The following is a 12,758-nucleotide window of genomic DNA, read 5'->3' as shown; positions in this document are numbered from 1 at the left end:
GGCACTTTCGCGTATCTACACCCCACCAAAGCAACATTTCACGGAAAATCCGGGCTAGTCGTGGATGCGGATGTCGTCGATGGCCTTGACCGTCGTGGTGATGACCCATTCGTGGCGGTTCTACGGGCGCAGGATGTCAGCCGGGAGCGCGGTTTTGACGAATCCGCGTGCTGCAGTGGCGAGTTCAGCGTCTGCGGTTGCCAGTGATTCACCCGGCACTCACCGCGACCGATCTGCTCCGCGAGGTCGACGAGGAGCAGATGCCTCCCCCGTTCCGTCACATGACCCCGCTGACGTCCGAGGACGTCGCGCGCGCCGTGGTCACAGCCGTCCGCCGCGGCACCCGCCGCGTCGTTCTGCCCCGGACGGCCAACATGCTGCTGCTCGGCGAAGCCATTTCGCCTCGCCTCGCCGACCTCATCGCCACCGCGTTGACACACCGCCGGGTCGCCCGGGTGCTGAGGATGAGCCGCGGCAAGACCTACCACCAGATCATCGCCGAGGCCACAGCCACGGAAGGAGCACGTCGTGTGCACATCGCCTGAAGTCACGGTGGCCACGCCGATCAACGGACTCTGACCACCACCCCACTACGTTCGCTGCCCGGCCGATGCCAGGTCACCCGCCGCTACCTGCCGAACACCACTGCGTGCGACGAGTGCGCGCCTTACTGTGATGTCGCGCGCCCAGCGCATACACCGCACCAGGAGGTCGTGGAGATGTCCGGACGGATCGACAACACGGCCGCGACGCCCCCGGCGTCACCCATCCGCAGGGTCATCGTCGCCAGCCTGATCGGCACCTCGCTGGAGTGGTACGACTTCTTCATCTACGGGGTCGCGGCCGCCCTGGTGTTCAACAAGGTGTTCTTCCCGAGTTTCGAGCCGTTGGTGGGCACCCTGCTGTCCTTCGCGACCTTCGCCGTCGGGTTCGTGGCGCGCCCCCTCGGCGGGATCGTGTTCGGGCACTTCGGCGACAAGCTGGGCCGGAAGAACGTGCTGGTGGCCACCCTTCTGCTGATGGGTATCGCGACCATGTTGGTCGGGGTGCTGCCCACACACGCCAGCATCGGCGTCTGGGCTCCCATACTTCTGGTGCTGCTGCGGTTCCTGCAGGGGCTGGGTCTGGGCGGGGAGTGGGGCGGCGCGGTCCTGATGACCCTGGAGTCCGGGGATCCGCGCCGCCGCGGGCTCAACGCCAGCTGGCCCCAGGTGGGGGTCCCGATCGGGCTGCTGCTGGCCAACGGCGTGCTGTCGTGGATGGGCGCCATCACCTCCGACGCGGCGTTCGAGTCCTGGGGCTGGCGGGTGCCGTTCCTGCTCAGCGGGCTGCTGGTGCTGGTCGGCCTGTGGATCCGGTTGAGCGTCACCGAGAGCCCGCTGTTCACCGAGGTCGAGGAGTCACACGGGAAAGAGGGCGCCCCCATCGCCGAGGTGCTGCGGCGCTACCCGAAGAACGTGCTGCTGGCCATCGGGGCGCGGGTCGGGGTGGACGTCGCCTTCTACACGTTCGTGCTCTTCGTCACGACCTATGTCGGCACCTACCTCGGACTCCCGGAGTCTTACGCCCTCAACGCCACCCTGATCGCCGCGGGCGTGCAGGTGGCGGCGATCCCGTACTTCGGTCATCTGTCGGACCGGTTCGGCCGCCGGTCGGTCATGCTGGTCGGTGCGGTCGGCGCGGCCATCTGGGTGTTCGTGTTCTTCGCGCTGCTCGACACCGGCCAGTTCGGGTGGATCCTGCTCGCGGTGATCGTCGCGCTGATCCTGCACGCGTCGCTCTACGGGCCCCAGGCCGCGTTCATCGCCGAGATGTTCCCGACGCAGGTGCGCTACACGGGTGCCTCGATGGGCTACCAACTGGCCGGAATCCTCGGCGGCGCACTGGCGCCGATCATCTCGGTCGCACTGCTCGACCGGTTCGACACCTCGGTGCTCGTGTCGGTCTACGCGGTGGCCATGCTGGTGGTCACGATGATCTGCATCGTGGCGGCCCCGGAGACCTCGAAGCTCGATCTGCACGACGATGTCGGGCTGACGCAGCGCGAGGCGATCTGAACGGCCCTGTGCCCCAGCGTCGATCGTGGCTCGGTCAGCCGCCGGGTACCCGGAGGACGGGTTTGGGGGTGGTGCCGTTCGCGCTGTCCTCGGCGGCTTGATTGATCTGGTCGAATGAATAGAACGTGATCAACCGGTCGAACGGGAACCGTCCCTGTCGGTACAACTCGATCAGCTGAGGAATGAATACCTGACGCAGGCTGTCGCCCTCCACGATGCCTCGGATGCTGCGTCCGTTCAAAATCAGATTGTTGACGTCGAAGCTCGCCCGGGTTCCGGGTTTCGGAACCCCGACGACGCCCAACGTGCCCAGTCCGCGAAGGGCCTCGGCACCGGCTTCGAGAACTTCTGGCCGACTTGTGGATTCAAGAGCGAAATCGGCGCCGCCTCCGGTTATCTCTCGTACGGCTTCGGTCACATCGACCTCGCCGCTGTTGATGGTGTGGGTGGCGCCGAGTTCGGCGGCCAGTGCCAGCCGCGAAGCCACCGTGTCGACCGCGACGATTGTCGTAGCACCGGCGATGCGCGCGGCCATCACGGCGCTCAACCCGACGGCACCCGCGCCGTAGGCGACGAAACTGGCGCCCGGACTGACCTTCAGCGCATTGATGACGGCGCCCGCGCCGGTCTGAATTCCACATCCCAACGGCCCCAGCAATTCCAGTGGCACCTCATTCGATACTTTGATCGCATTGCGTTCGCGGGCCAGCGCATACGTCGAAAATGAGGACTGGGTGAAGAAATGGTCGTGCAATGGCCGGCCGTCCTCGCTTCGCAGGGCGATTTCTCCGTCCGGCCCGGTTCCGTTGAAGTTGTAGGTGGGGAAATACTTGCAGTACGTGGTATGCCCCGCGGCGCAGTAGTCGCAATGCCCGCAGTTGCCGTAACTCAACACCACGGGGTCACCCACGTTGAGGCGCTTGACGTCCGGTCCGAGGGCCGCGACCACCCCGGAGGCCTCATGGCCGAGCACCGCAGGCAACGGCACCGGGTAGTACTGGTCGCGCACGATGAGGTCGGTGTGACATACGCCCACGGCGGCGATCTCGACCAGCACTTCGTCGTTTCGGGGTGCGCTGATCCGGGCCGGTTCGATGGTGAACGGCCCGCCGGGCGCCCGGACGACCGCCACGGTGACGGGGCGCCGATCGGCAGTTGCTGACACCATGATGTCCTCCTCGGATGGCCATAAATGACGAATCACCTTGTGCACATGACAGATTCGCGTGGAAGACGTCATCCGCTCCGCGCATGGCGAGCGTATATCGGGGCGGTGGACGCCCGCGACCCGCAGCGGCCGACAACAATCAGGTCGAGAAGGAGTCCTTATGGCCGGCCCGCCGGATCGGGTTATGGACGACCTTCGCGATCACCTGCCAAGTGGTTAACGTCGACGAATGCCGCAGGATGAGAATGTCTCGGAATCGACGTCGACGCTGACCGTCCTGCAGGAGGTGGCGCCACCGTTGATACCCGGCGATGCCCACGTCGTCACCGTGCGCATCAACCACCCACCGGGCAGTCCCGGCTACCCGCCACATCGGCTCCCCGGTGGTCCCGGGTTCGGTTACATGATCGACGGTGAGATGTTGTTCGAGATCGAGGGGCAGGCGCCACGCGTTCTCCGCGCCGGCGACGCATTCTGGGGACCCGGTGGTGACGTGATCCACTATCAGGACGCCAACCACCGCTCCGACATCGCCTGCAGCTTCGTCGTCACCGTGTCGTGTCTGCCCGGCCGGCCGATGCGCGAATGGGTCACCGAGCAAGAGCTCGAGCAGCGGAGGGGACGCCGGGTCAGCTGAGTGATCGGCCCACCGCTGCGTTGAGTACAAGTGCCGCAGGGCACTTCGTCATCCGCGGTCCCGCGGCAGGCCCCGCACGGCGAGGTTCTTGTTCTTGTAGGCCTTGTCGCCGGTCACATCGCGGGCGAACCACCCCGGTGCAGTGAACGTCGTCGCGGCGGTTTCATCGGCGAACTCGACCTCGGCGACCACCAGCCCCTGCAGGGCCCCGCCGTACAGATCGAGCTCGATGGTGTGCGATTCGTGGGGAATTCGCAGGCGCACCTTCTCGATTCGCGCGCCCTGCGTCTGCGGCCACAACGCCTCGAACATCGGCCCGGTGATCGCGACGGTGGATTCACCGCGGATCAGGCCACCAGCCGATTTGACGGTCAACTCGAAGGACACGTCGTCGGTGCCGCGCACCCGGGCCTCCGAGCCGTCGGGCGCGACGGCGAGGTAACCCTGTTTGAGCACCATCCGGCGTTCGGTGATCCGGTCGAGGTCGTCGGGGAGGTTGCCCGAGTCGATCAGGAACTTCCGCTCGACCTCGGTCGCGGGCTTGTCGGCGGTCATGATGTCCAAGCCTATACGCCGATCAGTCGGTCAGCGACACCCGTGCGGCGACGGCCAAATCATCGCGGTCGCAGGGCTGTTCGAAGATCACCTCGGCGTTGCGGCCGGCCACATCGAGGGTCGCGATGGTGTTCCCGAACAGCGGACCGCTGCGGTTGCTCCACGACATCGGCAGCGTGGGGGAGCCGTGGCGGCGCGCCCACCGCCGGCTGAACCGGGCCAGCCTCGGCGACCAGCCGACCCTGAACACCGGTTTCACGTAGCTGGGGACGTAGTTGTGCACCGGCGAGCAGACCAGCTGATGCACCCGGGCGGTCGACTCCGAGGGGAATTCGGCACGGGCCGCGTAACTGTGGTGCACATCGCCGGAGAGCACCGAGACGGTGGCGGGACCGGGCGTGGCCCTGGTGGCCACCCCGAGGATCAGGTCACTCAGCCGCAGGAACGACTTCAGGAATGCCGCCCAATGCTCCAGGTCGGCGGCCTGGCGAACCTTCTCGGCCAGGCGACCCCGCAGCCCCGCCCGATTGGCCGCGATCTCGTTGACGATCTGCAGGTCGCCGACCGCGGGGGGAAGCAGCCACGGCAGCGACGAGCCGAGGATCAGATGGTCCAGCCCGTCCAGGCCGTCGTCGACCTGCTCTTGCAGCCAATCGAACTCGCGGTCGCCCAACATCTTTCGGTCGCCGCTGTCCAGGATCCGGGAGTTGCGCGAGTCGACCATGATGAGCCGGCTGCGGCCCAGGTCCCAGCGGTAACTGAACCGCACACCCTTCGCGCCGTCGACTTCGCGATCGGCCCGGTCGGCCAGCTCGATCAGCTGCGGCCAGCAGTCCCCGTCGGCGGCCAGTACCGCCTGATAGTCCGCGTCGCGGGCCAACTCGGCCGGGCTCAGGTTCCCGAGATGTTGATACACCCAGTAGGACGCGAGCCCGGCCCGGATCCGGTCACGCCACCACGGTTTCTGATTGACCTCGGCGCGCCAGGCCCCGGAGGTGTTCCAGTCGTCGCGGATGTCATGGTCGTCGAAGATCATGGCGGTGGGCACGGTCGACAGGATCCATCGGATGTCGGGATCGCCCCAGGTGTGCCGATACAGCGCCTCGTACTCCTTGAAGCTGACCACCTCGTCGGGCGGGCGGTGGCTGTGGGCCGACCGGCGACGACGTCCCGCGAGGTGCCTGCGGGCCTCGGGGGTCAGCTCGTCGGCGTACACCTGGTCGCCGAGCAGGATCAGGGCGTCGGGCCACTCCTCGATCGGCAGCGCGGTCAGCCGGGCGGCATAACAGTCCAGGGCATCGAGCCCGAGTTTGTCGTCGAGTTCGGCCACCCCGGTTTTCGGATACCGGCAGGACCCGAAGATCACCCGCAGTCGGTCGGCGGTGCCCGGCCCCCGTGTTCGGATCACGCTCGGTGCGAACCCGGAGTCCGGTTCCGGCCAGACCCGCACGCCGTTGACATGTACCTGGTATTCGGTCGTGGAGTCCGCGGCCAAACCTTCCACCGTCACCAGCGCGTAGTGGTGGCCCTGCACGTCGAACGTGCGGGCGCGGCAGCCGAGCACCTCGACCTCGGCCGGTTCGTCGGTCTGCACCCAGACCACGGCGCTCGTCGCCGAGACATGGCGCAGGACGGGGCCGAGTACGAGAGGCACCGGCCCAGCCTAGAGCCGGCGGTCAGCCCGAGCGGTCCCAGTGGTCGGTGGCCACCAGCTCGGCCAGCGGCCTGCGGCGCACCGGGCCGTGCGAACCGCGCGGCCAGCCCACCACGACGTGCCCGGCCAGCATCCAGTCCGGTGGCACACCGACCGCATCGCGGATCAGCCGCTCACCGCCGTAGGACGCCCAGCTGGTCAGGCAGGCGCCCAGACCCTGCGCCCGCGCCGCCAGCAGGAAATTCTGCATGGCCGGGAAGATCGAGCCGCCCAGCAGCAGCTCGGAGGCGGTCGGAAACTTCTGCTGGGTGAACAGCACCGACGTGAATTCGCCCGCCCGGTCGTGCAATTCGTAGGTCGCCCGGTCGCTGCGGGCCCGCCGGCCGGTGTCGTGGTCGGCCGGGCGGCTCATCCCGTAGACCGGTTCGATCACCGCCAGCGCCTGCGCGGCCGCCTCGGCCACCACCGCCCGCTGCTCGGGCGAGCGGAGCACGACGAACCGCCAGGCCTGCGCATTGGCCCCCGACGGCGCCCAGGCCGCGGCCTGCAGGCAGCGGGTGAGGGTGGCGTCGTCGACCGGCTCGGCGGTGAACCGCCGGATGGTCCTCGAGGTCGACATGACCTCCCAGACGTCGTCGGTCACCGGTGACCCCGAGTCAGACATCGCGTTCCCCTTCGCTCGATGCAGGTGAACTTATTCGGCGACGGGCCGAGCGCACGGCACCGGGTTAATCTCGAGGACGGCCGATCGGACATCGTGGGTATGAGGGGGAGCGTTGGCGCAGCACAGCACGCGGCGCCGTGTCACGACGAATCCGGCTGGCCACGGTCGGGGCGGCCGGCGGCCGTACAATTACCCGCTGTTGCACCCGCAGATCGCACCACCGCCCATGGGGTGCGCCGATCACGATGCGCCGCCTCGCGAGGACCTGGTGTTCTGATGTCCGATCTTCCCCCCGTCGACGACGACGCGGATCCGCGGTTGGGTCCGCTGCTGGCCTGGCGGCAGGAACTCGTCGACTCCGGTGCGGTGGCGGCCCGCAGTTTCAAGGAGGCGCATCTGCGGCTGGTGCTGCGCTCGGGCCGCACCGATGTCGAGCAGATCCGCGCCATGCTGCCCGGGTCGGTGTCCGACCACGCCGAGGCGATGGCACGACTGCTGGCCGAGCTGGGGCCGACACCGCCGACCGACCCGGAGACGAGTCCCGGCCGGCACCGCAGCCCCGACACGTCGACCCGGGTGCCGGTGACCCGGCCCGGCCCGCCGGCCGGCGACCCACCGCAGGAGCCGCACGGGCTGCGGGAGCCCGACGACCCACCCGAACCCGAGGTATCGGCACCGGCCCCCGAGCCGGATGAGACTGCGCTGCAGCCAACCGACTTCGCCACGTTCCAGTTCGGCGACCAGCAGCCGCCGGGCCACGGCATCACCATTGTGCACCGGGACGGGCTGTCCAGTCCCGGCGTGGTCGAGCTGAGCTGGCCCGCCCACGAGACCGACGGCGTCGCGCTGTATCGGGTGGTCAGCGCCGAGAACCTGGCCCCGTACGGGCCGGACGGCGAGGGTGTGGTCGCGGTGACCACGCGGTGCGCGACCGTCGACACCAGGCCGCTGACCGCACCGTTCCGGCACTACCAGGTGTGGCTGAACACCGGCGACACCCAGGACGAGGCGCTGGCCGCCCAGCCGGTGCTCTACGCCGCCGCGGTGCTGGTCAACCCGGTCCACGACGCGCTGATCGGAGCGGACTCCGGCCGGGTTGTCGGCCGGTGGACGGTGGTCGCCGGGATCAGCGCGGTGCACGTGTATCGGGTGCCGGTCGAGCACGCCGACGGCGATCCGCAGGCCGACACCCCGTACCGGATTCTCGCCGACACCGGCAACCTGGCCGGGTTCGTCGACGCCGAGGCGGTCGCCGGGCAGCGCTATGTGTACCGGGCCCGCTGCGCGGTGCGGGTCGCGGGGGCCTGGCACCTGTCGGAGGCGGCCGAGGTCGAGGTCACGGTGTCGTCGGCGCTGAGCCCGGTGACCGATATGGTGCTCGACCCCGGCGACGACGGGTCGCTCACCCTGTCCTGGACCCCGCCCCGGTCCGGCGAGGTGGCCGTCTACCTGACCCAGGACGGGCCCGGAACCGAATCCGGTGAACTTGCCGAGGATGCGCTCGACCGGGCCGGGCTGACCGCCGAGCGGCGGGTCAGCCGGCCGGTGGCCGATCAGACCGGCCCGGACGGCAGGCCCCGCTCGGTGATGTCGGGGGTGGCCTGGCCACCGGACTGGAGCCGCGCCTACTTCACCCCGGTCACCACCCGCGACGGCCGCGCGGTCCTCGGCCGCATCGTGTCCTCGGTGCGCACCGGCAGCATCGGCGATATCGAGCTGGCCGACTACTGCAACAAACAGGTGCTCACGTTCGACTGGCCCGAAGGCGCCGCGAGCGTCGTGGTGTACCTGGCGCCCAAGGGCCACGATCCCCGAACCGGCCTGACCGGCAAATCGTTCGAGATCTCGCTGGAGGAGTACGAGAAGTACGGCGGCATGCACCTCACCGGACAGCTGCCGGTCGAGGGCTGCTCGCTGCACCTGGCTCCGGTGGCGTTCTCCGGCGGCCGCCGGGTGATCGGGGCGCTGGCCGGGGTGGAGTATCCCGGCCTGCTGCGGCTGCAGTACGCGGTGCGAATCGGGCGCGATCCCAACGGGTTCCCGACCACCGCCACCGTCGCCGTCCGCTCCGAGCGCGACGTTCCTGGCGCGCCGACGTTCGTCCTGATCAACAACCCGCAACGGATCCCGCTCAGCGTGCACGACGGCCAACCGGTGGAGGTGGCGCCGCTCAACGCGCAGGGTGAGCTCGCCGACCAGCCGTCCACCCAGCTGCGCTGGACGGCCCTCACCGCCTCGGGCAGCGGCGAGTTGTGGGCGGCCAATGTGGCCGGCCTGCAAGGCTGGATCAGGCTGTTCGTCAACATCACCTCACCGTCGCAACTGCGGGTGGTCGCGCTGCTCGATCCGCCGGTGGAGTCCCTTCGGCTCACCGTGACCACGCTATGACGGGGCGGTTCGGCCAGCTGGCCTATACCTCGTTCGACGCGGTCGGATCGGCAGGCGGCTGGCAGGTCAAGGAGACCAGCGGTGAGCTGACCCCCGATGAGACACAGCTGCTGATCGCCGGTGTCCGCACGGTGTTCCGCACGGTGCAGCCGACCCTCGACTATCCGACCCCCGAGCAGCTCGAGCGGGGCCCGCGCCGGCTCGCCTACCAGCGGGTCGAAGGCGGGGGAGCCGGTCTGTGGCATACCTTTCCGGCCGGGTCGGACAGCACCGGCCGGCCGGGCAACGTGTTCGCCCACGCTCTGTTGGACCGCGCCCCCGACCTGCTGCCGCGCAGCCGGGCGATCGAGTGGTGGCGTTCGGAGCACTGGCTGCGGCCCTACGGCGCGGCCGCGGTGTCGCGGGCGGGGCTGCCGCTGACCGCCCCGGCCCCGGGGTCGGCGGTGACCAGGGACAGCGTGATCCAATTCGTGCTGGACCCCGACGCCTGGCGGCTCGCGACACTGTTCGGGCTGCTCGACGCGGTGGCCGCGGCGCTGGCCGGTGGGCCCCGGGTGGTGCTCGGAACCGAATCCGCGGATTCGGCCGCGCAGTGGATCGGTGTGGTGAGTTTTCTGATGTCGCCGGGAACGGCGGCGCAGCTGAGCTTTTCCACCTTCGACCGCGCCGATCAGCTGTCACCGCAGAGCGAGCACGTGCTCAGCGCCGTGCCGACCGCCGACCTCGACGCGGTCCCGGCGGGCATGGTGACGCTCGGCGAGTCCGAGACCCTTTCGCTGGGGGAGTTGGGCGGCGAGCCGCACCGCACGGTGCGGGGAGACTGCGTGCAGGCCACGGCGTGGTCGGCGATGGCCCAGGTGGCGCTGCTGGACGGGGTGTCGGCGCGCCGCGTGCTCGACGATATCGACACCGTCGCCACCCAGGTGCGTGACGACGGCCTGCATCCCGCCTGGCCGCTGGCGATGGCCGTGGTGGGCCACGAGGAATTCGCCGACGCTCAGCCCGAGGCCCACGACGTCATCACCCGGCACTCCCCGGCCGGGGTGGCCGTCGGATCGGTCGCGGCCTTCACGATCGCCGATGTGCTGGCGGCCGCGGTCGGCGCCACGACGGCCGAGGCGTGGCGCGCTGTGCAGGAGCTGCCCGCCGGACCGGCCGCCGCACACGCCGACGCCACCTACCTGTCGCGGGCCATCGCCGATCCCGACTGGCTGGCCCAGGACGGCCCGATTCCGTTGGGGCCGAGACCGTTTCACGGGAAACCAACACCGCGGTCGGTGCACGCGGCGATCGGCTCCGTCCTGGCCGGCAGTCATGCCCCGGAGCGGCTGCTGCGGATCGCCGATCTGCTGACCCGTTCGGGGATCGACGACGACCGGCTGCCTGCCGCACTCGTCGACGGTGTGGTGCCCCATCTCGCCGACGACGGTCTGCGGCGCCGCATCGACGCCGAGAGCAGGCTCATGCTCGGCGCGGCGTTGCTGCGGGGTGACACCGAGGGCCGCCACATCGGCGACGACCTGCTGGACTGGCTGGTCGCCGACACACCGCAGGCCCAGTCGGCGGCGCTCGCGCAGGCGCTGCCGTGGGACCCGGTCTGGACCGGCGCCGCGCTCCGGGGGGTGCGAACCGGCCGGCGCGGTCCGCTCGACGCCGGGGACCGGGGCGCGCAGTTGTGGTGGGTACGGATGAGCGGTGCCGAACGGTTCGAGGGTTTCGCGGCGGCGCAGGTGTGGGATCCCGTCGACCTGCTGCTGGCCGCCGGGGACGGCACACTGCCGGGGACATCCGCACTGCGGACCCTGATCGGCGCGCCGGATTCGGCGGCCATGAGCCAGCTGGCCGCCAAGGTGATCGACGGTAACGGCGACAGCTCGGCGGTGGCCTGTGCCGCGGTCCGCCACATCGAGCCGTGGGACTGGATGCTGCAGCGCTATGTGCAAACCCATCAGCCGGCCTACATCCCGTTCTGGGATGACGCGCTGGCCGCCGTCGAACCCGGCGGGGTGCATGCCGATTTCGCGGTGCGCCTGCTGACCTTCGGTCTGCTCGGGGTGCTCGCCGGGCAGCCCTACCCACACGCCTGCGAAGAACTGGCCGCCGATGCCGGACCCGGTGACCAGGCGGTGGCCCGGGTGCTGCCAATGGTCGACGGACGCCAGATCGAGCCGCGGATGGTGGCGGCCATCAGCCTGCTGCGCGCGGCGTCCGCCGAGGCCACCCACCTGCCGCTCGGCGCGGTCGACACCATGGTCGCCGCGCTCGCCGAACGCGTCGCGGTGACCATGCCCGATGACGAGAACGAGATAGACGGGGTGACGGTGTTGATGGCCCAGATGTCGGGCGACTCCTCGGAAGGCGCGCTGCGCGGATACCGGCGGATGGTGAGCCGGCTGCTGGGCCGCCGCGGCGACCCGCACACATCGCCGTCGATGCGACGGTGGGGTGCGCACTGAGATGAGCAAATGCCCGCGCTGCTTCTCAGTGTTGAGCCCCAACGAGCACCTGTGGACGCTGCCACCGCTGCCCGGCGCCACCCGGTACCGCGACGACGTCGCGACGGCCTATCTGGGGACGCCCGCCGACTGCGGACCGCTCTACACCTGGTCGCGCACGGCGGGTTACGCCGGCCCGCCGCCGCCGATCAGCGAGGCCAGCCGCGCCCTGCAGGGCAATGCCGTGGAGATCTGCCCGGTCTGCCACTTCACCCTGCCCGAGGGGTGGCGCGAGGGGCACACCATCTGCATCGCCATGGCGGGAGCCCGGGCCACCGGCAAGAGCCTCTACATCGCGGTGCTGATCAAACAGCTCGAGCTGTTGTGCGAGCGGTTCGGGGTGTCGATGGAGCCGGTGACCAGGGGCACCGCGCAGGCCTATGTGAGCAACTACCAGACCCCGCTCTACGTCCAGCGCGGACTGCTTCCGCCGACCCCGACCGTGCACACCCAGACCGCCAACCAGCGTGAGCCGCTGGTGTTCTCGATCGGCGCCTGGCACGGGGTGCGTCGGTTCCTGGTGCTGCGCGACGTGGCGGGCGAGGATATGGAATCCGGCGATCTGCACGCACCGCCGTTCCGGTTCTTCGGTAACGCCGACGGGGTGTTCTTCATGTTCGATCCGCTGCGCGTGCAGTCGATCCGCGATCAGCTGCACGATCTGCTGCCTGCCCAGCTGTTCAGCGGGGGCGACCCCCGTTCGGTGCTGAGCAATCTGCTCACCGCGTCGGGCCACGGCCAGCCCAAGCTCGCGGTGATCCTGTCCAAGTTCGACGTGCTGCGCGCGCTGCGCGACGTCGAGGGCTCGGAGTGGAGCCTGGTGATGTCCAACGGCGGGGCGGCCTACCTGCGCGACACCTCCGACGGCCACCACTACGACGAGGCGGGCGCCCAGCTGCTGCACGAGGAGGTGCGCAGCCTGCTGATCCGGCTGCACGGCGGCGCCATCGTGGCGGCCGTGGAGAACCCGGCGAGCGGCATCCGGTTGCCCACCCGCTATTTCGCGGTGTCCGCGCTGGGGCATCCGCCCAACGGAAACCGGTTGCACGCCAGGGGGATCGCCCCGTTCCGGTGCGTGGACCCGGTGCGCTGGGTGACCAGTGGATTCGGGGTGCTGTAGGGCGCGTCCGCCGCGCTCTT

Annotated in this window: 11 protein-coding genes; 7 read left to right on the top strand and 4 right to left on the bottom strand. The window is 69.7% G+C overall.

Features of this window, described 5'->3' with window-relative positions; genetic code table 11:
• The 3 genes from ACWDTP_RS06470 to ACWDTP_RS06460 form a co-directional block, all read left to right on the top strand.
• Positions 1-207, top strand: a 207-nt coding sequence (locus ACWDTP_RS06470) for a hypothetical protein (RefSeq protein ID WP_450017727.1), incomplete at its 5' end; no start/stop codon positions are given.
• Entirely contained in the window at positions 198-545 is a 348-nt protein-coding gene (locus tag ACWDTP_RS06465; protein WP_450017725.1) for a hypothetical protein, read from the top strand. The genes ACWDTP_RS06470 and ACWDTP_RS06465, both read left to right, overlap by 10 nt.
• A 174-nt stretch (positions 546-719) precedes the next feature.
• Positions 720-2,057, top strand: a complete 1,338-nt coding sequence (locus ACWDTP_RS06460; protein WP_450017723.1) for an MFS transporter — start codon at positions 720-722, stop codon at positions 2,055-2,057.
• 34 nt (positions 2,058-2,091) lie between these two features.
• Here the strand turns inward: ACWDTP_RS06460 and ACWDTP_RS06455 are convergent, their stop codons facing one another.
• The gene (locus tag ACWDTP_RS06455; protein ID WP_450017722.1) at positions 2,092-3,225 is read right to left on the bottom strand and encodes an NAD(P)-dependent alcohol dehydrogenase; all 1,134 of its coding nucleotides are present in this window, start codon (positions 3,223-3,225) and stop codon (positions 2,092-2,094) included.
• 229 nt (positions 3,226-3,454) lie between these two features.
• Between ACWDTP_RS06455 and ACWDTP_RS06450 the strand changes: the two genes are divergently transcribed.
• Positions 3,455-3,862 (top strand): cupin domain-containing protein, encoded by a 408-nt coding sequence (locus ACWDTP_RS06450; protein WP_450017720.1) that lies wholly within the window; start codon positions 3,455-3,457, stop codon positions 3,860-3,862.
• A gap of 48 nt (positions 3,863-3,910) precedes the next feature.
• On the opposite strand, the gene ACWDTP_RS06445 is transcribed toward ACWDTP_RS06450, so the two are convergent.
• Genes ACWDTP_RS06445 through ACWDTP_RS06435 form a run of 3 tightly spaced genes read right to left on the bottom strand, consistent with a single transcriptional unit; the run spans position 3,911 to position 6,735 of the window.
• Entirely contained in the window at positions 3,911-4,417 is a 507-nt protein-coding gene (locus tag ACWDTP_RS06445) for a CYTH domain-containing protein (RefSeq protein WP_450017718.1), read from the bottom strand.
• 22 nt (positions 4,418-4,439) lie between these two features.
• On the bottom strand, positions 4,440-6,071 hold the full coding sequence (locus ACWDTP_RS06440; protein ID WP_450017716.1) for an alkaline phosphatase D family protein: 1,632 nt from the start codon (positions 6,069-6,071) through the stop codon (positions 4,440-4,442).
• 22 nt (positions 6,072-6,093) lie between these two features.
• Positions 6,094-6,735, bottom strand: coding sequence for a nitroreductase family protein (locus tag ACWDTP_RS06435; RefSeq protein WP_450017714.1), 642 nt, complete (start codon positions 6,733-6,735; stop codon positions 6,094-6,096).
• A 276-nt stretch (positions 6,736-7,011) separates the two neighbouring features.
• Between ACWDTP_RS06435 and ACWDTP_RS06430 the strand changes: the two genes are divergently transcribed.
• From ACWDTP_RS06430 to ACWDTP_RS06420, 3 genes are read left to right on the top strand one after another with little or no spacing between them, the layout of a single operon-like run.
• On the top strand, positions 7,012-9,123 hold the full coding sequence (locus ACWDTP_RS06430; protein WP_450017712.1) for a hypothetical protein: 2,112 nt from the start codon (positions 7,012-7,014) through the stop codon (positions 9,121-9,123).
• A complete protein-coding gene (locus ACWDTP_RS06425) occupies positions 9,120-11,579 on the top strand; it encodes a GAP1-N2 domain-containing protein (RefSeq protein WP_450017710.1) in 2,460 nt (819 codons plus the stop codon). Before ACWDTP_RS06430 ends, ACWDTP_RS06425 begins: the two co-directional genes overlap by 4 nt.
• Position 11,580: 1 nt before the next feature.
• Complete coding sequence (locus ACWDTP_RS06420) at positions 11,581-12,738, top strand: hypothetical protein (protein WP_450017709.1); 1,158 nt, start codon at positions 11,581-11,583, stop codon at positions 12,736-12,738.
• Positions 12,739-12,758: the final 20 nt, after the last annotated feature.

The organism is Mycobacterium sp. NPDC003449 (genome assembly GCF_053588415.1).
This window is presented reverse-complemented; position numbering and strand designations above follow the sequence as displayed.

Bases quoted from the DNA above. Each gene is read 5' to 3' on its own strand.
- ACWDTP_RS06460 (WP_450017723.1), top strand. From the start codon at position 720: ATGTCCGGACGGATCGACAACACGGCCGCGACGCCCCCGGCGTCACCC.
- ACWDTP_RS06455 (WP_450017722.1), bottom strand. From the start codon at position 3,225: ATGGTGTCAGCAACTGCCGATCGGCGCCCCGTCACCGTGGCGGTCGTC.
- ACWDTP_RS06450 (WP_450017720.1), top strand. From the start codon at position 3,455: ATGCCGCAGGATGAGAATGTCTCGGAATCGACGTCGACGCTGACCGTC.
- ACWDTP_RS06445 (WP_450017718.1), bottom strand. From the start codon at position 4,417: ATGACCGCCGACAAGCCCGCGACCGAGGTCGAGCGGAAGTTCCTGATC.
- ACWDTP_RS06435 (WP_450017714.1), bottom strand. From the start codon at position 6,735: ATGTCTGACTCGGGGTCACCGGTGACCGACGACGTCTGGGAGGTCATG.
- ACWDTP_RS06430 (WP_450017712.1), top strand. From the start codon at position 7,012: ATGTCCGATCTTCCCCCCGTCGACGACGACGCGGATCCGCGGTTGGGT.
- ACWDTP_RS06425 (WP_450017710.1), top strand. From the start codon at position 9,120: ATGACGGGGCGGTTCGGCCAGCTGGCCTATACCTCGTTCGACGCGGTC.
- ACWDTP_RS06420 (WP_450017709.1), top strand. From the start codon at position 11,581: ATGAGCAAATGCCCGCGCTGCTTCTCAGTGTTGAGCCCCAACGAGCAC.